The sequence below is a fragment of the Drouetiella sp. genome (genome assembly GCF_059504425.1).
In genome coordinates this window covers 1-21,533 of record NZ_JCACIN010000067.1, presented here as the reverse complement: position 1 = coordinate 21,533, position 21,533 = coordinate 1, and the positions used below count along the sequence as shown (strand labels likewise).

Sequence of the window (21,533 nt, the reverse complement as noted above, 5' to 3'; positions counted from 1 at the left end):
TTGATGAAACTTACCCTCTGAGTAACTGCTGATACTGTGCAGGAGTATCTAAATCAATGGCTCCCTTTGGGAAGGAAACCTGAAAAATTCTTTCAGCATGCCGCTTGATTAAAGACTTAGCTCCAACGTTTTTTAGCGTCATCAGCTCTATAAATAGAGAACGATCAAACAGGGCTGGCACACCGAGAGTATTTTCATAGGCAGAAGCGATAATTGGGCTTTGAGTAGCTCGATATGCCTCGACTAATTGATTCAGTAAATGATGAGAAACAAAAGGTTGATCACATAGAATAATGACTACTGCGTCCAAAGCCTGGTTGATGGCTGTTAGTGCCGTCATTCCAGCAAAAATTGAAGTACCCATGCCTTCTGCCCACTGCTGATTCTCAACAATGTGTACGGCGAGGGCACAAGCCTCTAATTTCATTCGCTCAGCCTGTGAACCCAATACAACAACAACTGGGTCACAGCAAGAAGCGATCGCCACTTCAGCAACGTAGCGCAGCAGGCTACGCCCTTGATACAATAATAATTGTTTGGGCGTTCCCATCCGGGTAGAGGCTCCTGCTGCTAGAATCATTAAGCCAATGGTGGGCATATAAGTTCTGGATTGGGATGATGAATGGGAGCTTTGCGATCTCTTAGCATCCCGCCTATATGTTTGGTAAGAACAGCTTGAATTTCTGCCACGATCGCCAACGCAATTTCCTCAGCAGTTTCAGCGCCAATATCAAGCCCAACGGGATAATGAAGGCGTTGCTGTTGAACGTGAGTTGGGGCAAACCCTTCAATGTGTAAATCCTCCAACAATTGCTGAGTTCGTTGTTTCGGTCCAAGTACTCCTAAGTAGCGAATAGGAGAGGGTAACAGCGTTCTTAACAAGGTCCGATCATGTAGGTAGTGATGCGTCATGACTACAGCGATCGTGCGTGAGTTGAGCGTGAGATTGGCTTCAAGTTCATCAGGATGGCAAACAATGATTTTGTCTGCTTGTAGAAAGCGATCGCGAGTTGCGTAAGTCGATCGATGATCAATGACTGTGACATGCCAGCCAAGCTGCTTTGCCAGTTGCACCACTGGAATCGCATCATACCCTGCCCCAAAAATCAGCAGTGGTACAGGCGGATGAATCACTTCGATCAGCACTTCAACAGAACCGTGATCCAAAGTATAGGAGATAACTTGAGTTTTCCCTTTCGCAAGTACCCTATAAGTGTCCTCCAACAAACGGGTTACCAGTTGAGGATTCGCGATTCTGTTCGCAACTGTACCGTCAGATTTTAAGAACAGTCGATCAGCAACTTGGACGTTAACGTCTCCTTTAACTTGAAAGACAGTGGCGATCACGCCCAGTTGATTCTGCTGACAACATTCTGCAATAAACTCAAGCTGGCCCTTAGCAGACTCTGTATTTGGTGACTCAATCAGCACTTCGACGACACCCTTACAGCCCATGCCCATGCCCCAAATTAAGTCATTACTAGCAGTCGTGTCGTATTGGACAAGGATAGGTTCGGAGTCTTGAAGCAGTAACAGTTTTGCCCGTTCAAACACATCACTTTCCAGACAGCCACCGCTAATCGCCCCCACCCTTTGACCTGCTTCGGTCAACAACATCCGTGCGCCTGGTCTACGATAGACAGAACCCATTGTTTTGACGACGGTGGCGATCGCCGATCGTTGACCAGAACTCTGACTCTGTTCAAATGCCTTGAGGATAGCTTGTAACTCTTTCATTACAGTGAATTCTCTAATGGCTGTAAGTTGGGTTTCATACCTCAACCCAGCCTACAGTGAAAAGATTTGTCAGCTAACCCGATCAAGTTAAACGTTGGTCTCAGGCAATTAACTTATCGGGTGTAAGTGGTAAACTGCGGAACCGCTTGCCCGTGGCGTGATAGACCGCGTTGGCAATGGCTGCTGAGACACCCGTAATGCCAATTTCACCGACACCGCGCACACCTGCGGGATTGAAATTGAGATCAGGTTCACCAACAAAGGTAACATCAATGCGGGGAGTATCTGCATGGGCAGGAATATGATACGTCGCAAGATCGTAGACGACGGGATAGCCATTGTTTGGATCAAAATGGCATTCTTCCATAAGAGCATGCCCAATGCCCATTATTACCCCTCCGCGTACCTGGCTGGCAGCGGCTTTGGTATTGATGATGCGCCCAACATCCATTACTGATACCCAACGGGTGACTCGCAGTCGCCCAATCTCTTCATCAACGGTGACTTCGCAAAAGTGAGCACCCCAAGACTGAAACGCCCATTTTTTGGTTTCGTCACCCGGCGCAGAGGACGCAGAGGCTTCGATCGCCGCTCGTCCTGACCTTTGAAGCGCTGCACATGCCTCAGTTGCAGTGGTGCAGTTGGCGGTTTTGAGGATATCTTGACAGGCTTTCATGACAGTTGGGACGAGAGATGCGGTCATTTGGGAACCGCCTGCTAACCCGCCATCCGGCAGCAGTGAATCACCCATCTCTACCCGCACTTTTTCAACAGAAATTCCCAAGGCATCAGCGGCTGCAATTGCAACGACAGTATACGATCCTGTCCCCATATCATTTCCAGAGGTAAGAACGTGGACGGTTCCATCGGGCAGCAAGCGTACCTTTGCAGAGGTTGTGCCGCGAAGACCAGGGTAAGTAGAAGCCGCCATACCCCAGCCAACGAGCTTGCCTTCGCGAGTTAGCGATCGGAGCTGGGGTCTGTCTTTCCAGCCAAAGCGCTCTGCCCCCACTTTGAGACACTCAGCGAAATGCTTGGCAGAGAAGGGCAAGCCCTTGCGCTGATGCTCCTTTGACTCGTTCTTTAACCGCAGTGCTACCGGATCTAGCTTCATCGCCCAGGCCAGTTCATCCATCGCAGACTCCAGCGCCCACATGCCGGGATTTTCACCAGGCGCCCGCATAAAGGTCGGTGTGCCAACGTTCATCACTGCCAACTCTTGAGTAAGCAGCAGATTAGGAGAGGTGTACAGGGCTGGCGTGACAGCGGTACAAGGCTCTGTGAATACATCTACAGGAGATGTAATCGATTTTGCTTCGTGGGCGATCGCGCTCAACATACCATCCGTCGTTGCCGCTAGACGAATCGTTTGCTCCGTTTCAGAGCGATGCCCTGTGTTAGCCGTCATCTGTCGGCGGCTCATGACCACCTTCAGCGGACGCTTGATTTGGCGAGCGGCAGCGACCGTCAAAATTGCATGGGGCCAGGGGAAAGCCTTAGAGCCAAATGCTCCGCCTAAGAAGGGAATAACAATGCGAACTTTTTCCGAGGGTAGTCCAAATAGATCCGCATAGGTACGCTGGCTCAACGCAAGCCACTGGGATGGCTCATAGATCGTGAGGGAATCTGTCCCTTGCCATTGGGCGATCGTGGCATGGGGTTCCATCGGCGCATGGAGTTCAGTCGAAGTCGTGTAGGTTGCCTCTATCTTCATAGCGGCACTAGCTATGCCTGTGACAACATCCCCTTTCGCAAACTTTAACTCCTCACCCATCTGAGGTGGGGCTTCCTTGAAAACCGCGTTCTTAGCCTCCACAATGGGTTTCTGAGCATCATACTCGACTTTCACCAGGTGGGCACCCTGTCTTGCCCGTTCAAAGGTGTCTGCAATCACTAAACCAATGATTTGCCCTGCGTAGTGGACTCTGTCATCCGACAGCGGCAACCGCGCTTCATAAATTTTCGACTTCATAAAGTCGTTGCTGGGCTTGAACACCTGAGGCGCATTTTTGTGGGTGAAGATGGCAATTATGCCGGATGCCTGTTCTGCCTCGCGAGTATCGATCGTCTTGATTCGTCCATTCGCAATAGTAGAAGTGACCACATACCCATGTACTAGGCCTGCAATTTCGTGATCTGCCGAGTAGATCGCAGTACCCGTTACTTTTGCCTGTCCATCTTTGCGGCTAACCGCTGTCCCCATCACCTTGTTCATACAATCCCTCCTCCTTTGGCTGAAACGGTGAGGGCGCGTCTAATCGCCCGCTTGGCTAACTCAACTTTAAAGCCGTTGTATTCAAGCGGCTTGGCTCCTTGCAACGCAAGCTCTGCTGCCTGCTGAAAGGTTTCGGTATTCGCAGCTTTGCCCACCAAAAATGACTCTGCTTCCGTAAATCGCCAAGGCTTGTGCGCCATGCCGCCCATTGCCAGTCGGGCTGTTTTGATGCGGTTATCTGCAAGCTCAACCGCCGCCGCGACTGAAACTAGCGCAAAGGCATAGGAATCGCGATCGCGTAGTTTGAGATACACGCTGGACTTGGCAAATGGAGCAGGAGGCAAGATGACTGCCGTAATGAGTTCTCCTGGTTCCAGAGTTGTGTCCCGTTGCGGGGCATCGCCCGGTAGTCGATGGAAGTCGGTAAAGGGGATTTGGCGCTTGCCTTTAGAGCTTTCCACTTCCACGATCGCATCCAGCGCTGCCAGAGGAACGCACATATCGGAGGGATGCACCGCCACGCATTGGTCACTAGCTCCCAGTAAGGCGTGTATGCGGTTAATACCTGTCAGTGCCGCACAGCCTGTGTCGAGTTCTCGTTTATTGCAGGCGAAGGCAGTGTCATAGTAGTAGGGGCAGCGCGTCCGTTGCAGCAGGTTACCGCCCACAGTCGCAACATTGCGAATTTGCTGGGACGCTCCGAGCAAAATGGCACGCGTTAGCATGGGATAGCTGCGCCGGACTTCGGGATGGTCAGCTACGGCGGTGTTGCTGACCAGGGCGCCGAGGCGTAGACCCTCTCCCGTTGGCTCAATCCGCGTCATTTCTAAGCGAGTAATATCAATCAGTTGGGAGGGTTCGTCTAAAAAGACTTTCATACGATCGACCAGATTGGTGCCGCCTGCAATGAACATCGCATTGTTGTCCGTTGATGCCTGCTGGACAGCTTCTTTCACCGAGGTGGCACGGACATAGGAAAAGTTTTTCATGCCGAAACTCCTGCTTCCTGCATAAACATTGCTGCTGCGGGTGAAGGTGGCGCTTGCCCAGTGACTTGCTGGACGGCAGCAACAATCCCGTTGTAAGCACTGCAACGACAAAGATTACCGCTTAGCCGCTCTTTAATCTCAGCCTCAGAAAGATTCGTTAGCTGGGGGAGATTATCAAAATCTTCTGTCACGGCGCTGGCACAGCCGCGTTTAACTTCATCCACTAAGGCAACAGAGGCGCAGATTTGTCCGGGCGTACAGTAGCCGCACTGAAACCCGTCGTTTTCAATAAACGCAGCTTGCACAGGATGCAGCACATCTCCCTTTGCCAGTCCTTCAACGGTGACAATTTGTTTGCCCTCCTGCATGACTGCCAACGCGAGACACGAGTATACTCTCTGTCCATCTACCAGCACCGTACAGGCTCCACACTGCCCATGGTCACAGCCCTTTTTACTGCCAGTCAGTCCCAGTCGTTCGCGTAACGTATCCAGCAGTGTGACTCGTGGCTCGATCGCCAGAGTTTCTTGCTTATCGTTAATACTCAGCGTTACAGATATCTCGCCTTGTCCAGGAATAGAAGCAGGCTTTTCACTTTGAGCAGATGTTGCTTGACTGAGCAATGAGGGAGCAGCGATCGCTGCTCCTGCTGCGGTCAACGCCTGCCCTAAAAAATTTCGTCGCGCTCTATGGTTTTTTCCGTTTTCAGGGGGATGCATCGACAGTGCCTCTAGTTAGCGTCCGAATCTGTGTCATGCTTGCGAGTAAATCCCAATTCGGTACAGTTCACCCTCTACATAAGGACATAAATTAAGTTAAGAATTACAGAAAGTTGAGAATTACAGAGCCTTCAACAACATAAAAGCACCAAGATAGATATAGGGCGCTTCCGCTTCATTGGGAGTGCCATAGTAGGGAATCAGGTGCAAGTCAATTGCCAGCCGATGCCGTTTTTTGGCAATCTTGGGCGGGATGCGACTTTGCAGTGCCGCATTGAGTTGATGCTCCACTGTCGCCATGTCGCTCAGTTTGTCGGGGTGATAGCGCACCCCATTGCCACTCGGCACCCCTTCAAGCTGTTTCACTATATGTTCGATGCTATCGCCCCGACTGGCTGCCCGCAGCAGGATTTCAAACAGGTCTTCAGCGCTGTCGTTGAGGTTAGGTGTCATCTTTTCCCCGTTTTATCACCTCTGCACTTTCACAGTGAGGGCAGCGAACCCTCTCTGACCATCGCAGTTGGCGCACCATCCGATAACATTTAGCATCATCAATCAGGTTGTTAAGGTTGAACATTGCTCTGCTCAAAGCTTGTAGTCTCTTTGTATCTTATCAATTCTCTCTCATACCTCGACCTCCCTGAAACAGCTATAGAGCCTATTTCAATGTTAGAGTTGAATCCAACTTTGATTAAATCCCATCCGAACTATCAAAATCTACGTTCCTACGGCATTATAGCTCCCTAATTCTGTCCGAACTATTGCTAGATACTTTCTGTAAAGATTGTCTTCGTCTTAGCTACTTTGAGTGTATGAGTTTTAACACTCAAGTTCTTTCAGATTCTTACCGTGATTTATTAGATTCCTATGGAGCTAGCGAATCTGCTTCGGTGTCATTCCAGTGTGGCGTTTAAACTGTTGCGTCAGATGGCTTTGACTGGAGAAGCCGACTTGTAGGGCGATGTCTGCGATCGCCAAATCTGTTTTCGACAGCATCAATTTCGCCTGTTTCACACGCTGTTGAATCACGTACTGATGGGGCGAAATCCCCATTGCTTGCTTAAACAAACTCGCAAAGTAAGTCGGGCTGATGTTAACAACACTTGCCAGTTCCACCAAGGATAGATCTCGATTTAGGTAAGTGTGAATATAATCAATCGCCTGCTGCAACTGGGTACGAGTGATGCTGCTGTTTTGTGATGCGATCGGTTGCGTGACAGTCGAATAGTGTCGCAGTAAATGAATTGCCAGGATTTGAGTAACTGATTCGACATATAGTTTCCCCATCATCCCACCCGATCGCAACTCAGCGAACAGCAGCATGCCAATCTGGTGAAGTTGCAGATCTTGCTGACCGAAGCTATGCAAAAGCTCAAACCGATTTGAATCAATATCGGAAGCTTCAGCAACGTGTTGAATCAGTTCCGGTTTTAAGCAAATGAATAGCGGAGCGCAAATGACACCACTCTTATCTCGACACCAGTAACTTGGTTGTCCAGCAGGGACAAAGAGATTGTCCCCTTCGTAAAGGATTGATTCATGCAGGCGATCGTCCCGTTTTTGAATCATAGGGGCAGGATTCCCCAAGTGCAAGCTGAGCCAATGATCTGAGAAGGCTGGGAGTTCCACCTCATAAGTTGAAACAGGACTTTGAAGCTGCTCAACCAAAATGCCATTCCAGTTCATTTGACGACTGGAGAGTATCCGTGGTTTATTGAACCGTTGGCTGAGTTCGAGCGAGTTGAGCAGGTTGCTAGCCATAGAGCTTGCTCTTACCAATTACTTGCAGTTACAAAGCAGACACTTTACTAGCCCGACGCTAGCACAGAAAAAGCGTTTTCCAGTCAGGAACCTAAGATGACATCGACGTATTAAAGCATAAGCTAGCGATCGATACTTCTCTCCTTAGACAGACTTTACCAACTCAGCCAAGAGTCAAGCATTCAGCAAAACAAAATTGTTCCCGCCTATTAATTCTATGGTATCGATTTCATCGGCTTGTACTGGATAAGATTGTTTCAACAACTCAGCGACTTCTTGCGCGATCGCAATCAGAGCATCATTAACTCTAGAGTCACAGAGAGAATGATTCTGAGGTGTAATCTCATCCTCAGAATCATTCTTGAATTGTAATGTTGAATGCGTCATTAGGATCATTCTCAATAAACTTCTTAGTGCATAGCACTCTAGGTGGGCAATACCAGCACCTCGTGGATTGCTGTTGCTGCATTTCCGCCTGTTTGGGTGCCACCACCAAACACAAAGATTCGGTTGCCAATTGCCGATGCTCCCAATCCATGTCGTGGAGTTGGCAAGGGCGGCAATGCTTCCCACACGTCGGTTTCCGGGTCGTATACCCAACTTTCGGCAAAAACTTTTTGCTCTGGAACCCACTGTTCGCCGCCAAACACGTAAAGTTTGCCGTTGAGTGCGGTTGCAGCCAGACCCCCTTGGGCTTGAGGCAGCGGCGATCGTGTTTCCCAACGATCGCGTTCTGGATCGTAGACCTCAAGATTTGGCACATTCACCTGCTGCGTCGTGCCATCAGCATTCTTAGAAAACTCGCGCCCCCCGACCACATAGATCTTTCCATCAATGACAGCCGACGCTGCACTGTTTCGCGCTGTGGGTGCATTGGCACGGGCTGTCCAACGCCCTATCGTCGGATCAAAGACTTCGTTTCGCACACTATCAATGTGGTCATTGAACAGCCGAGCATCCTCAGTAGCTCGAACGCGCCCACCAATCAGGTATATCTTGTCATCGACCACTGCGGATACACCCTCGGCACGAGCCGCTGGCAGGTCAATCCCTCCAGTCCAAGTATTAGAAGCAGGATCGTAGACGAACATTGTCGGCTGCGCCCGCCAGTCTGGAAATCCACCTGTGAAACCACCCACACCATAGAGCAAGCCATTGACTGCCGACAGCGTAATGTGATGTCGGGCTTCAGGAAGCGGTCTCAAGGCTGTCCATGTATCGTTGACCGGATCATAAGACTCGAAATGCGCTGAGAACCCGGTGTTTGGGCTGAGTAAACCGCCGACCACGTAAATTTTTCCGTCCAAAACTTCTGGATATAGCTCTTGCCGAGCGACTGTTGGCGGTGCAGCTTCAGTCCAATAGGGCAACTGGCTTTGTGCTTGACTGAGCACGGGCGAACCTAGCGCTATGAGTGAAAAGACCAACAGCGACAGGAAAATCAAATACCTAAATCTACGCAACATAATACAGACTCCATCTCAACCGATTGGACGTGGATTTGGCAGGCGAACCAACCCGCTAAAATTCTTGCCAGGATACCAGGGCGTTTGGAGAAGGTTGTCAAAGCCGGGAAGGCTTTCCATGTGTTCCACCATTCGGGTACGCATTGAATCATCAGGTAACGATCCTCTTAGTGCCCCCATATTTTCAACAACGTGATCGGGGTTTGTAGTTGCGGGAATCGCACAGGTTAGAGCCGGGTGAGAAATCACATACTTGAGAAAAAACTGCGCCCAGTTCTCGCAGCCAATTTCACTGGCAAAATCGGGTAGTGGTTGCCCCTTTACCAATTCAAAGAGGCGGGCTTTTTCAAAGGGCATGTTGGCTAAGACGGCTGTTCCTCGCGCCGCTGCCGCAGGGAGAATTCTGTCTTCAACTCCACGTTGACGAATTGAGTAGCGAAGTTGAACAAAGTCTAGATCGCCGTTCTCGATCCATCTCTCAAGCGCAGCAAAATATAACGGATCGTGGTGGGTAACGCCCACGTAGCGAATTTTACCTTCTGCTTTCCATGCTTTTAACAAGGGCAAAATTGCATCTACATTCACCAAGCTATGAACCTGCATTACATCAATGCGATCGCGTGATAATCGCGTCATTGATTGTTCTAACTGACGCTGCGCTTGGCTGCGATCGCCCAGATACTCACCAGTTGCCCAGGTTTTGTCAGCAATAAACAAGTCATTGGTCAAGTCGAGTGTTCTGGCAAATTCGCCCACGTTCACTTCCGACATCCCATAGAGCAGTGAGGTATCGACCACTCGCCCGCCTGCATTCCAAAAGCGGCGCATTACTTGCTGAAGATGATCGCGGGGCTGATTAGATAAAGTATCAAAGGTCATAAACGTTCCCAGACCGATTGCAGGCAGTTTCTCCTTTGTACGCGGAATTTCCTTCGTGATGATTTGCGATAGTTGGGTTGAAGCAGGTTGCGACGGTTGAGTTTGAGTTTGATTCTGTGCCCGTGCCGTCTTCAAAAAAGTGGGTGTTAAGGCAGCGGTGGCGGCACCAAATCCTAACAGTCCAAGTACCGACCGACGGGAAACATTTCGCCTAATTGCTGGACGGGTTGCCTTCATTGTGCGTTTTCTTTGTAATGAGTTGAAGATGAAATATACCGAATTTGAATTAAGCGTAACCGCCGTTAGCGCGAAGAACTTGAGCATTAACCCAGCCCCCGTCCGTTTCTGCCAGGAATGAAACGACACGCGCAATGTCGAGGGGTTCTCCATGCCGCTCCATTGGAGCAAGCTTGCTGAGATGCTCAATCTGTTCTTGAGTCTTGCCTCTCCCGCAAACAGGCAGTGCTTTTCAATTTGCTGATTTACCGCACTAACAGCCTCAGAGAAGGATTCATACTTGGCAGGTTCGCTAAGGGTCTCCGTTCAGTAATTCGAGACGCAAAATCTTTGTGCTTAATCATTTTATCCACCACCTTAAAATTGTAGAGTTGACCAGGACGAATTATTCGCGATTACGCTTGTGCCTGGGTTAGCAAAAAGATACTTTACCTAAGTGGCGGTGCAATCGTTGCCCAACGCTCAGCAAGTTTGCCCTCTGCTAATCTCCAAAGTACAAAGCCCTTAAACTCCATCTCTTTACCTGTGGAAGAATCAGTCCCACGCCATAGACACCGCACCATAACCTTGTCGCCTTCAGCGATCGTGTCCTCGACTGTAACGCGCAAATCGGGATACTTTGCGTATGCTTTCTCCATCGTCTGCTTAACTAGATCGGGACTCACCAATCCTGCAAAAGGTTCTTCATGATCTATAAAGTTAGGTGCAAAGTTTTGGTAAGCAATGGCAGAATTCTTGCGGTTCACAATCTCTTCAAAATGATTGTGAACGAATGTTTTATTCTGTTTAAGTGTTTGTTCCATAAGGTGAGAGAAATCCATAGATTTGAGTTACGTAATGTTCCATCCATCTGAAGTGTAGTAAGTCTCCATACTGGATTACTCTCAGGTTCTTATGGCAGTTTGTCACATTCTTATAGTGTTGAGTGAACCCGACACTTTTGGTGGCGTCGCACGAGCTGTGCGCCTGCCCAACACACACTTGGAGGGATTTCGCCAACCCAGTTAGCAGACAGTTACTTAAGGGCTGCTATTGCCTCAATCTCAACTAATGTTTCTGGGGAGGCGAGCGAGGCAACACCGATGCCAGTAATCGCGGGGCGTGAGTCTGCCAGAAATTGCGCGAGAATTGGCGCAATATCGTCAAAGAATTCTCCAAGTTCACCGCGAATGTAGATGCGAAGATTCAGCAAATTCTCTACGGAACTTCCCGCTGCATCTAGGACGATCGTTAGGTTATTTAGCACGTTCTTTAGTTGCCCCTCGACAGTATGGGATGAGACTTGGAAATTCATGTCCCAGTCAACCTGACCAGAAATGTAAACGACACCCGATGCGGTATCGTTTACAGCGTGGGACAATCCGTGCGGTTTGCCATCATAACGTTGTGGCGGGTTAACAAGTTGCTTTCTCATGGTGTCTAAGTCCTTTTCTATATATTTATCTGGAGTGTAGTCAGTTCCGATACCTGGTTTCTTTCAGATTTTTAGGGCAGTTTGTCAGATTCTTATGGTGTTACTGCGCGATTGATAAAGCTTCCCATCACATTGCTCTGAATGCCCAAGACGTTCTTACCCATCTGGTTTAAACTGCGTCAAGCTCAGTCTGACGACAACCCGTGATAAAGACATTGGCACCTTCATCGACAAATCGCTTGATTGTGGCAAGACCGATGTCGCTAGTGCCGCCGTGACTAGCGCAACTTTTCTTGAAAGTTTTTGTAACATCGTGCTTTCCTGGTCGAGTTCAGGAATTGCAAATTTGATTACGTCTCGTTCAAGCATTCGAGCCGCCATCAATTTTCAGGCTCGCGCCCGTGACAAAAGCGGCTTCAGGGCTGGCGAGATAGGAAACCATGCCAGCCACCTCGTCGGCCTGTCCATAGCGACTGAGGGCAGTCAGCTTAGTCACCTCTACGGCAAAGCTTCCATCAGCGGGATTCATATCGGTGTCAATCGGGCCAGGTGGGATGTTGTTGACGGTGATGCCGCGAGACCCCAGATCGCGGGTAAGACCACGGGTAAAGCTGGCGATCGCCCCCTTCGTCAACGCATAGACTGAGAGGCCGACATAGGGGGTGATGAAATCACTGCTGACGCTGCCAAGCATAATGATCCTTCCCCCCTCACCCATGTGACAAATAGCCTCTTGAGTGGCGACAAAAACGCCTTTGATATTCACCGCCACCAATCGGTCAAACTCCTCGATCGAGAACTGGTCGATCGGCGCGACGACGGCAACTCCTGCGTTATTAACAAGAATATCGAGACGATCGAAGGTGTTGACGGTCTCAGTTACAGCATGTTTTACCGCTTCTACATCAGCACTGTCAGCCCGAATTGCCAAAGCTTTTCCCCCTGCCACTTCGATATCTCGAACCACCTGAGCCGCTTTTTGGGGCGAACTGGTGTAGGTGAGCGCAACGGCGGCTCCATCGTGAGCAAGACGTTTGGCGATCGCCGCTCCTAACCCGCGTGAACCGCCCGTAACCAGTGCCACTTTGCCTGCCAGTGTTGTCGTCATGGTGGACTCCTTTATGGGTGAAATTTTTGATTCAAGCTTGTGCTTCGATCAGTTTGCCGATGGCATCTGCAATCATCGTTTGCCCCCTGACTGTTTGAACGTGGCTTCCCCCTTCAAACACAATATGACCAGAATTGAAGCCGCGCATCATCTCGCTGTAACTGTTGACGGCTTCGGGCGAAAAGCCGAAGCTGGAAATCGTTGTCTGCCACTCGCTTTCGGGGACAGCGACAGCCTGCACCTCACGGTTGAGAACGGCTGCAAAAGCGGCGGCGACATCGTTTGGCGAATAATCTGCTGCGCCGTGCAGTTCGATGATGCGCTTGCCCGTCCAAGTTTCGGTCATCGCTTGGGCAACGGCTCGTCCGATATCGGTGGCGCAAACCATCGGAATTTTGCGCTCAAGCGGCGTGTAGAAGCTCGGCAAAATGCCCTGCTCAGCGGCAACCTGCGCCACGCTGCCCCAATTTTCCAAAAATGCCGATGCCCGCAAATAAGCGACGGGAATTTCTAAGTCGCCGAAAATCGTCTCCAACATGTGCGTCGTCAAAATATTTCCCGTGCCCGAAGCGTGTTGCGAGCCGACCGAAGACAGCAATACGACTTTCTGCGCGCCGGAATTTTTGATGGCGGCAACGTAACGCTCACCGATTCCTCTCGCCACTACGAACATATCGGCGACGTTGTATGCAGGCGGATTCATCGCGTAAACAGTGTCCGTGTTCTGCATCGCATTGGTCATCGCTTCTAAGTCGCTTAGGTCTGCAAAAGCAACGTCCGCGCCTTTGTCCCGCCAAGCGGCGGCGGTTTTGTCCGAGCGCAAAACGACCCGCACGGACTGATTTTTCTCAAGCAAAGCGTCAGCAACCGCAGAACCCGTCTGCCCAGTCGCACCGAAAACTACATACATAAGATTTGCCTCGTGACTCTATAATTATCCGCGTCAGTAGACCTTCTCATTTCACCTCTCGCGTTCGGCAAGAGATGGAACACGGTCATTTCTAATCAGGCGAACAGAAACGATTCGCTTGTATTCAAGAAAATCAAGTGCACAAAGGGCAAATAGACTCAGCGGTATTGCCCACTGGCACGAAGCGAACGCCTGTCAACTGCTCGGACATTTCCCCAGATGCTTTCTCATTGTGTCTAATCTCTAAATGAATAGTTTTTCAGACGTTCTACGATTTTTGTCCTGTACTTAGATTTCGGACAGATTTAAGCAATACGGCGATGCGCTGGTTTGCAATCAGACATGCGATACCGGACAGGAAACATGCGATCGGAACAATCAGCAGCCCAAATCTAAGTCCATTTGGCATCTGTGCCGCTGTAGCTGCATCGCTAATCATGCCAACAAACAAAGGCCCGAGAGCTGGACCCAGAAGAGAGGAACCTATCAGTCCAAGACTAGACGCCATCGCCTCCTTACCCTTACCTGCCACAAGGTGTGCAGTGCCAAAAACCCATGGCAGGATAAATGCAAAGGAAAGCATGCCTGGCACCAACAAGAGAACGGACATCCATCCGGTCGGCACGAACAACGCTGCCGTTGTTGTCACAGTGGTAATCAGGAAGAGAACGGCAGGAGGCAGAAGCAATCTCTTTGTCCCGGAGCGAACTGCGCGGTCTAATTCGCGTCCGCCTAAGAGCGATCCGACGATTCCCATCAGTCCCTGCAAAAGCCCAATTGCCAGTCCGGCTTCGGTGGCGGTGAAGCCATGGGTACGGATCAGGAAAGGCGCGCAAAAGATGTAAAAAGGGACTGTGGCAAAACCGACGGCGATGGCAGTGATGAATAGCCAACGGAATGCCGGAGACGAAAGCAACTTCAGGCTCGATTGCAAAAACGGTTCGACATTGCCTGCCATTGGCTTAAGCGGCGGGGTCGGTTCTACAACGAACGTAGCTAACAGGGTGAGCAACCCTCCGATGGCTCCGGCACCAAATAGGGCAACGCGCCAGCCTAACGTATCGCCGATCGCGCCGCCAACAGCAAATCCGACCATAGCGCCGAGCGGAATGCCCATGGAGAAAATGCCTAGCGCTAGACCGCGACGTCCTGGGTTGATTTTGCGCGCAATCAGTTTATGTCCTAAAGGAGTGCAGCCAGCCACACCAAACGCGACACCAAACCGCGTCAGAACCAAAAACACTAAACTCGCGGACAAACCGCCCAGCGCTGTCATCGCGCTGCAGCACAAGAGACACGAAATGAGGACAAAACGGGGCGATCCGCGATCCGAAGCACGGGCAAGCGGCAACAAGAAGAGTGTAAAGCAGACTGCAAAGGGGATTCCGATAATCAAGCTGACTTGGGTATCAGTCAGTGAAAGATCCGCCTTGATCGACTCGAACAGAATAAACGGCAAAATTCTGTCGATCTGAGCAAGTGCATTAATCAGGAAAAGTACAAGAAGAAGAGCGGCTTGTCGCCATCCCTGCACATATTCAATGTCGATCGCTTCCAATTGGGAATTTGAGGGTGCAGTATTTCCTGTCATGCTAAGTATTTACCTCGCTTGGATACCCAAAGTTAATTTTGGTCAGGTTTTCAGATATGTCCCAAAGTCGCGCTGCCACGTCGGTGTCCGTAGCCTGCGGAGGCACCTTTGACAAAGCTGGAAAACCGCGCGTTTCGCTCAGCTTGTGTGGTCCGTAATAAGCACCAGCCTTTGCATCGGGCGAGGTCGCCGCAAAAAGCGTTGGGAGTGCGCCCTGCGGTACCGGTTGGAAGAGGAACCATAAAAGCGATCGCGCGATAATGCGGGCACTCCACCCGCCAGGCGAGTTATATAAAAGATCTGTGCGCGCGATACCGGGATGGGCTGCAAGGCTGGCGATGCCCCATTGACCAGCTTCACTGCGCCGCTGTAGCTCAAAGGCAAACATCAGACAGGCAAGCTTCGATTGGCTATATACAGCCATTGGTTCGTAACTGTGGTTTGCCTGCAAATCATCAAAATTGAGAGTGCCGTTCCGCGCAGCGATGCTTGATAGCGTGACAATGCGCGCATTTTTCCCTTTGCACAGCAACGGCATCAGTTCCGCCGTAAGGGCAAAGTGACCAAGATAGTTGACGCCGAATTGCATCTCAAAGCCATCAGTGGTTTCCAGTCGCTTCGGAGGCGCCATTAAACCCGCATTGTTAATCAGCAGGTCAAGACTGTCTCGCTGGCTGCGAAGTCGTCTGGCGAAGTCTGTTACGGACTGAAGACTGGCGAGATCAACTTGTTCAAAACGTACTGTTGCTGATGGCACTTCGTTACGAATTTTTGCGACTGCCGCTGCGCCTTTGCGAGAATTGCGACCCGCAATGATAACATCGCCTCCAGCCCGTGCTAATGCCAGGGCATCCTCGAATCCGAGTCCCCCAGTGCCGGTAACAACAGCCGATCGGCTTTTTTGAGAAGGAATATTTGCAGTTGTCCAGTTCGTCATGAGTTTGTCCTGATGAAGAGTTGAATTTGACATTCAACCATGGGTTTGCCGTGTTCAATTTATTAGTGACTGTCTAGGCAGTCACTAATAAGTCAAAAAAAATTAGCTAATCGCGCGCCAAAATGTCTCGAAGCCAGTTTTGCAATGCTTTTCAGCATTGTCAGGGTCATTCACCATAGTGACAATTGTTGCTTCAGCCAACCCATTCAGCAGCGCGCCAACAAAGCTGAATGGTGCTGTTTGCAAAGAGCCGTGGGCACGGATGCGTTTGATTAAATCGTTAAATTCAACGGCAACCTTGTCCGCTGCACTGCGCGTCGCAGGGGTAATGCCATCTGAAACATTCAGTTGCCTCAAGGCGTACCGCTTGTAGGGATTGGAAACAGCCCAGTAGATCCAGTTCGACCAAGCGTGAAAAACCTGTTTGCGGAGATCGCCACTCTCCGGAAGGTCTTTCATAGCGGCTGCAGTCATTTCGGTTTTTAGTTCAAGATAAAGTTGGTTGAATAAATCAGTCTTAGTCTCGAAATAAGTGAACAGTGAACCATTCGCAATACCCGCCTCTTTGGCGATTAAAGCGGTTGACGCACTTAACCCCTGTGAAGCAATCGCGCGTGTTGCTGCTTCCATAATCGCATTCCGCTTATCTTCGCTTTTAGGTCTAGCCATACCCACACTATAACAATAAGTGACTAGACAGTCAATTAAGTGAGGACTGTGGCATCCAAAAAAAGTAGCGATTTTTGTTGTGTCTTGTGTCATTGCCTTATCTCCGATCTTGCACCATTGGCAGGAGCGATCGCCTCTGATGTAATGAACTGTGTTTGCATATGTACTCCTTAGTAAAAGACTGATGCACTCAGATAGTTTCATTTTCCAGCGAAAGATTGAGTACGATGGCGTTGGTTGTGGGAAAGAGTGGTTGGGAGAGATGGAGTGAGGGCGATCGCCGGGTTGTACCCGAAAAACCGCCATCTCTCGGCTAAAGTTCGCGTTTTTGTTGATGCCTGTAGCAGAACTGAGCGCCGCATTAAAGCGAGTCGATTTTGTGGTTTTAAGACTTAAATAAATCAGTGATGAGACAGAGTGGTGTCGTCCAATGTTTACATCATCGTCTGGCTGATTGGGCGGACAACCACTTCATTGACATCAACATCGTCCGGCTGGGATACAGCGTATAAAACGGCTCTGGCGATCGCCTCTGAGGCCAGTGCAGTTTTGCGAAATTCTTCTAACAAGCCTTTGGATGACTCATCGGTGATATCAGAGCCAAGTTCAGTGTCAACGACACCCGGAGATATGATGGTGACGCGAATAGTTTGTGATTCCTGCCGCAGTCCTTCAGAAATTGCCCAAACCGCATACTTGGTTGCACAGTAAACTGCCGCAGTGGGTACGACCACATGGGCACCAATGGACGCAGTATTGATGATTTGTCCGCCCCCTTGCGCTTCCATAATTGGCAGCGCCGCCGCGATACCATTCAACACGCCCTGAATATTTACATTGATCATGTTGTCCCATTCCGCGACTTTCAGGGCATTCATCGGCGATAAGGGCATTACACCTGCATTGTTGAAGATGACATCGACGCGACCAAACTTGTCTTTGGCAAACTCAATCTCTACGGGTAGATTCCCCGCCGCTTGCGGCGTAAGTCATTAGCAAGAAAAGTTGGCTGTTCATACTCCGTCCGCTTGCGGCGGAGTTCTTGATTCTCCTCGACGAGCTTCTCTAGCTTGTCTGTCCGCCGCGCCCCCAAAACGACTTTTGCACCATTTTGGGCGAGCAGCTTCGCGGTGGCTTCACCGATACCGCTACTGGCCCCGGTGATAGCAATCACCTTGTTTTCTACATTCAACATGATGGTTCTCCTGACTGTTGAGGTGGATTGAAATTAAATAGACTGACCACCAGAGACTTCGATTCTCTGGGCATTTACCCAGCGGTTGTCTTCAGAAAGTAAAGATGCGATCGCCCCGCCAATATCATCGGGAACACCCACCCGACCTAACGCCGTTTGCGAAGCGAGGAAGCTGTTGATTTCTGGATTGTCACGGACTGCACCGCCCGCAAAATCGGTTTCGATCGCACCCGGAGCCACAACATTGACAGCAATCTGTCTGTGTCCCAGTTCTTTTGCCATGTATCGAGTCAACACCTCGATCGCGCCTTTCATGCTGGCATAAGCTGAGTAACCCGGCAGCGTAAAACGAGCCAGACCTGACGAAAGATTCACAATCCGTCCACCGTCCTTGAGCAAGGGCAGCAGCTTTTGAGTGAGAAAGAAAACGCCCTTGAATTGGATGTTCATTAATCGATCAAAATCGTCCTCGGTGGTTTCAGCGAACGGCTTATGGATTCCAATTCCAGCATTGTTCACCAGAAAATCAAACTGTTTGGTCTGCCACTGATCTTGAAGTGTCTGTTTGACCTGTGCCACAAATTCATCAAAGGATTTTGTGCTGGAAGTGTCCAATTGCAGAGCAGCGGCTTTACCACCGATTTCTGTAATTGCAGAGACAACGCTGTTCGCTGCTGCCTTGCTGCTGCGATAGGTCACAATCACATCGACTCCTTTTTTAGCCAGTGCCAAAGCCGTATTTTTGCCCAGTCCTCGACTCGCTCCTGTGATCAATGCGATCTTCGTGTTGTTTGTCATGGTTAGTTCTCCTTGTTAAAGTTTTGGAAGTCGCTCTAGCTCAGCGACATGGCGACCAGCCCTAGTTTCTCGGTGAAACTCTTGCCCACAAGTCGTTGAACTCTTGCATATCCAGAAAGGCGATCGCTTCGATTGCTTTGTCGTTTTGCATTCTGAAATACCAGGTGTAGGTGTTCCGATAAGGTCTGCCGTCTCCGGCGGTCGCCTCTCCATCCCACAGGGCAATGACCATATCGCCATCTGCCCAGATGCCGCGTACGGTTGGTACGATTGGGGTCAATAATCGGGCACTGGTTGGGTTGATAACTTGATCGAGTAACGCTTGCTTGCGATAGGTTCCCGCAGTTGCGCCAGTGCCCGTGATCGTCCAGGTTGCTTCTGGGGCGAGCAGGTCGAAGAAGTTGCCAGTTCCGTTGCGCCAACCGTCAAAAGACTGCCGGACGATTTCCTTGTTGCGCTGTTCGATCACCTGAGTCTCCTGTGCGTCTGCTTGATTGGGCTGAGTTGCCTGAGCCAAATCTGCGATCGCTGGAAACTGATCGAGGGCAGGCTGGTTATGCAATGCGGTCGAGTCATGACTTGGCTCAAACGCAGTCCCATTCGACTGAAAATCTGCCTCATTCGTGCGAGCTTGCGTCATCACCGGAATAGCCAGCAGTCCGATCAGCCCTGTGCCAATGAAAATCTGACTTAAATAACGTATCATCCCAATCTCCTGAAATCTTCATGCAATTTGAGTCATCGTTGCTCTCTGTTGAAGGGATCATCTTTCTTGGTAAAAAATATAGCCACCGTGATAAAGTACGCCGTCACGAAACTCGCCATCGGCGGTAAATCCAGTATCGTCCCAGTAATTAATGCGATTTCCTGTGATTTCATAGCATCCCTGATACGCTCTCTCTCTGTTACCGCGAGCTTCGTCGTAACGATTGTTCGGTAGAAGTTCATGGCGGATATAACCATCTTCCGTAACCCACATTCCGACGTAAAGATTACTGGTTTGGGAGGCTGCCGTATTAGCTTGATTTAGATTCATAGTTTGGCGATTACTAGAGGTTTGAGGAGATGGAGCAACTGACGGGGCTGCAGTGGCAGAAGCTTCTACGGAGGATTCTGGTGCGGGTTCTTCTGCCGTAGATTGAGGAGTACAGCTCATCAATGCAAAAGCTCCCAAACTGATTATCACTGTCAATGTTTTGGGCATTGATTGTGTTTTCATACAAGACTTTCTTTGTCTCAATATGGTTTGATACTGATTTGCGTTCTGAGCCATCAAACCGTAGTGCCGATATGTCATTTTCAACTGTCTAAACTGATCGTTCGCAGCCTGATGACTGCAAAGTCTGCGGCTCGATCGGTCACATCAATTTCAGGAGCATGATCTGATCAAAGTTAGTGATTCAATGAATCTGCGCGGAAGTCTCGCGCACGAAAAGACCGCTGATTTAATAACTTGTTGAGTTGCATCGTTTCACCGCGCTTCAAATCCATCTATGAGTAGTTAACTTAAGTGTAATGAGTGCAAACACTCAAGTTCTTTCAGATTCTTATAATGATTTATCAGATTCTTATGGTGTTAGCGAACCTGGGGTCGAGCCGTCGAGTAGAGAGGACTCCTACGATCAGGGCAAACGCATCTTAATTGAGCAAGACCTTGAGCAAGTAGTATTCATCCCACCCTGCCCGCAGTCGCTTGTTCTTGACGCCGAGCTTTGCTGTAGTCTCCTGGTTGAGCAAGTTGAGAGCAATGTGGCGCACAACGGCAAGATTCTCCGGCGCATGGTCTTTGCGAATTCGGCAGGCATCTTCTTGAAACGCTAAATCTAACACCCAGTGGAGCGAGTTTTCCACTTGCCAATGGCTGCGAACCGCCTGTGCTAGACGCTGAGCATTGCTGCTGAGGCTACTGATGTAGTAGCGCGTTTCCCGTTCAACCTTGCCATTGATTCGGCGCTCGGACTGCACCATGCCGATGCTGGTGAACTTTGCCCACTGGTCGGCATCCATGAGGAATTCCACTTGTCCCATCGTCCAAGTGCGGCGAATCTCGATTCGTCCATGTCCTTTGCCTACGGTTTGGTCAAACTCATGCTCAATCCCAGCAAACTGAGTTGCTTGTGCTTGAGCAAAGATTTGCTGGACATCCTCAAACAAATTGCCCTGGTTGTCTTTGAGCGCCAGAATATAATCAGCGTTTTGTTCAACAATCAGCTTGGCGATCTGCTTTTGAGTGCCCATTGCATCAATTGTGACAATACAGCCGCTCAGTTCGAGCACTTTGAGCAACTGCGGGATAGCCTTGATCTCATTGGACTTCTCATCGACCTTGCATTGCCCCAGCACTAAGCGGTTTTGGGTTGCCCAGGCACTCACCATATGGATGGCTGCTTTGCTGTCAGCACTGTCATAGGACTGGCGTAGCGTTTTACCATCAATGACAATCACCTCTTTGTTGCTCAAGCGCCCCAGAGCGCGCACCCAGTTGAGAAAACTCTGCTGCAACTGGTCTGGATCTAAACGGGAAAACACACGCGCAAAGTTGTCATGGGAGGGAATGCCGTTGGGTAGCTCCAGGATGCGCTTGAGCCACTTGAGCTTGGCTTGTCCAAAGCTTTCCATTCCCACCCAACTATCTACACCGCAAATGACCGCAACAATGGCAATGGTCAGGATGTCAATGAGTTTGTGGCGTTGACTGCGCTCAATGAGGGGGTCTTCGATCGAACTCAAATGCTCAACCAGCTTGTGCTTCGGCTTTAGCTTCATCAATCGGTTCTCAACAGGTCTTGCCTATCCTCTCCCATTAGAGAACCTGACTGTCAGCAAAACCATTAAGATGCGTTTGCCCTGCCATATAGAACCCATTTGACATCTTCCGGCTTCTGCTTTAAGGTGCTTGAAGCCGTCT

At 49.9% G+C, this 21,533-nt stretch carries 21 protein-coding genes and 3 pseudogenes; all 24 read right to left on the bottom strand.

Going from position 1 to position 21,533, the window contains the following annotated elements:
- Positions 1-10: 10 nt before the first annotated feature.
- Positions 11-550 carry a nucleotidyltransferase family protein gene (locus tag AC5JMP_RS15935; RefSeq protein ID WP_495852467.1) on the bottom strand — a complete coding sequence of 180 codons (540 nt, stop codon included), beginning with the start codon at positions 548-550 and terminating at the stop codon, positions 11-13.
- 29 nt (positions 551-579) lie between these two features.
- The gene (locus AC5JMP_RS15930; RefSeq protein WP_495852466.1) at positions 580-1,737 is read right to left on the bottom strand and encodes an XdhC family protein; all 1,158 of its coding nucleotides are present in this window, start codon (positions 1,735-1,737) and stop codon (positions 580-582) included.
- Positions 1,738-1,837: 100 nt separating this feature from the next.
- Positions 1,838-3,952: a xanthine dehydrogenase family protein molybdopterin-binding subunit gene (locus AC5JMP_RS15925; protein ID WP_495852465.1), complete on the bottom strand. Its 2,115-nt coding sequence runs from the start codon at positions 3,950-3,952 to the stop codon at positions 1,838-1,840.
- Positions 3,949-4,941, bottom strand: a complete 993-nt coding sequence (locus AC5JMP_RS15920) for an FAD binding domain-containing protein (RefSeq protein WP_495852464.1) — start codon at positions 4,939-4,941, stop codon at positions 3,949-3,951. The genes AC5JMP_RS15925 and AC5JMP_RS15920 overlap by 4 nt, the downstream gene beginning before the upstream one ends.
- Positions 4,938-5,660, bottom strand: a complete 723-nt coding sequence (locus tag AC5JMP_RS15915) for a 2Fe-2S iron-sulfur cluster-binding protein (RefSeq protein WP_495852463.1) — start codon at positions 5,658-5,660, stop codon at positions 4,938-4,940. The genes AC5JMP_RS15920 and AC5JMP_RS15915 overlap by 4 nt, the downstream gene beginning before the upstream one ends.
- 153 nt (positions 5,661-5,813) lie before the next feature.
- Positions 5,814-6,086, bottom strand: a pseudogene (locus AC5JMP_RS15910) (ISH3 family transposase); the annotation flags it as partial.
- Between the two features lie 16 nt (positions 6,087-6,102).
- Positions 6,103-6,237, bottom strand: a complete 135-nt coding sequence (locus AC5JMP_RS15905) for a transposase (RefSeq protein ID WP_495852462.1) — start codon at positions 6,235-6,237, stop codon at positions 6,103-6,105.
- Positions 6,238-6,533: 296 nt separating this feature from the next.
- Positions 6,534-7,421 carry an AraC family transcriptional regulator gene (locus tag AC5JMP_RS15900; RefSeq protein ID WP_495852461.1) on the bottom strand — a complete coding sequence of 296 codons (888 nt, stop codon included), beginning with the start codon at positions 7,419-7,421 and terminating at the stop codon, positions 6,534-6,536.
- Between the two features lie 174 nt (positions 7,422-7,595).
- On the bottom strand, positions 7,596-7,808 hold the full coding sequence (locus AC5JMP_RS15895; RefSeq protein ID WP_495852460.1) for a hypothetical protein: 213 nt from the start codon (positions 7,806-7,808) through the stop codon (positions 7,596-7,598).
- Between the two features lie 38 nt (positions 7,809-7,846).
- Positions 7,847-8,887, bottom strand: a complete 1,041-nt coding sequence (locus AC5JMP_RS15890) for a Kelch repeat-containing protein (RefSeq protein ID WP_495852459.1) — start codon at positions 8,885-8,887, stop codon at positions 7,847-7,849.
- A gap of 15 nt (positions 8,888-8,902) precedes the next feature.
- Positions 8,903-10,003, bottom strand: a complete 1,101-nt coding sequence (locus AC5JMP_RS15885) for an aldo/keto reductase (RefSeq protein WP_495852458.1) — start codon at positions 10,001-10,003, stop codon at positions 8,903-8,905.
- A 49-nt stretch (positions 10,004-10,052) separates the two neighbouring features.
- Positions 10,053-10,211: pseudogene (locus AC5JMP_RS15880) on the bottom strand (SDR family oxidoreductase); the annotation flags it as partial.
- A 220-nt stretch (positions 10,212-10,431) separates the two neighbouring features.
- Positions 10,432-10,806 carry an ester cyclase gene (locus AC5JMP_RS15875; RefSeq protein ID WP_495852457.1) on the bottom strand — a complete coding sequence of 125 codons (375 nt, stop codon included), beginning with the start codon at positions 10,804-10,806 and terminating at the stop codon, positions 10,432-10,434.
- Positions 10,807-11,018: 212 nt separating this feature from the next.
- The gene (locus AC5JMP_RS15870; RefSeq protein ID WP_495852456.1) at positions 11,019-11,417 is read right to left on the bottom strand and encodes a RidA family protein; all 399 of its coding nucleotides are present in this window, start codon (positions 11,415-11,417) and stop codon (positions 11,019-11,021) included.
- A 361-nt stretch (positions 11,418-11,778) separates the two neighbouring features.
- The gene (locus AC5JMP_RS15865; protein WP_495852455.1) at positions 11,779-12,525 is read right to left on the bottom strand and encodes a 3-oxoacyl-ACP reductase family protein; all 747 of its coding nucleotides are present in this window, start codon (positions 12,523-12,525) and stop codon (positions 11,779-11,781) included.
- Positions 12,526-12,556: 31 nt separating this feature from the next.
- Positions 12,557-13,435 carry an NmrA family NAD(P)-binding protein gene (locus AC5JMP_RS15860; RefSeq protein ID WP_495852454.1) on the bottom strand — a complete coding sequence of 293 codons (879 nt, stop codon included), beginning with the start codon at positions 13,433-13,435 and terminating at the stop codon, positions 12,557-12,559.
- A 268-nt stretch (positions 13,436-13,703) separates the two neighbouring features.
- On the bottom strand, positions 13,704-15,026 hold the full coding sequence (locus AC5JMP_RS15855; RefSeq protein WP_495852453.1) for an MFS transporter: 1,323 nt from the start codon (positions 15,024-15,026) through the stop codon (positions 13,704-13,706).
- Position 15,027: 1 nt separating this feature from the next.
- Positions 15,028-15,963 carry an SDR family oxidoreductase gene (locus tag AC5JMP_RS15850; protein ID WP_495852452.1) on the bottom strand — a complete coding sequence of 312 codons (936 nt, stop codon included), beginning with the start codon at positions 15,961-15,963 and terminating at the stop codon, positions 15,028-15,030.
- Between the two features lie 102 nt (positions 15,964-16,065).
- On the bottom strand, positions 16,066-16,593 hold the full coding sequence (locus tag AC5JMP_RS15845; protein WP_495852451.1) for a TetR/AcrR family transcriptional regulator: 528 nt from the start codon (positions 16,591-16,593) through the stop codon (positions 16,066-16,068).
- Between the two features lie 473 nt (positions 16,594-17,066).
- Positions 17,067-17,827: pseudogene (locus AC5JMP_RS15840) on the bottom strand (SDR family oxidoreductase).
- Between the two features lie 33 nt (positions 17,828-17,860).
- Positions 17,861-18,625, bottom strand: a complete 765-nt coding sequence (locus AC5JMP_RS15835) for an SDR family NAD(P)-dependent oxidoreductase (RefSeq protein ID WP_495852450.1) — start codon at positions 18,623-18,625, stop codon at positions 17,861-17,863.
- Between the two features lie 61 nt (positions 18,626-18,686).
- Positions 18,687-19,331, bottom strand: coding sequence for a nuclear transport factor 2 family protein (locus AC5JMP_RS15830; protein WP_495852449.1), 645 nt, complete (start codon positions 19,329-19,331; stop codon positions 18,687-18,689).
- A 57-nt stretch (positions 19,332-19,388) separates the two neighbouring features.
- Positions 19,389-19,781, bottom strand: a complete 393-nt coding sequence (locus AC5JMP_RS15825; RefSeq protein ID WP_495852482.1) for an Atu4866 domain-containing protein — start codon at positions 19,779-19,781, stop codon at positions 19,389-19,391.
- A gap of 482 nt (positions 19,782-20,263) precedes the next feature.
- Positions 20,264-21,391: an ISAs1 family transposase gene (locus tag AC5JMP_RS15820; RefSeq protein ID WP_495852448.1), complete on the bottom strand. Its 1,128-nt coding sequence runs from the start codon at positions 21,389-21,391 to the stop codon at positions 20,264-20,266.
- Between the last annotated feature and the right edge of the window lie 142 nt (positions 21,392-21,533).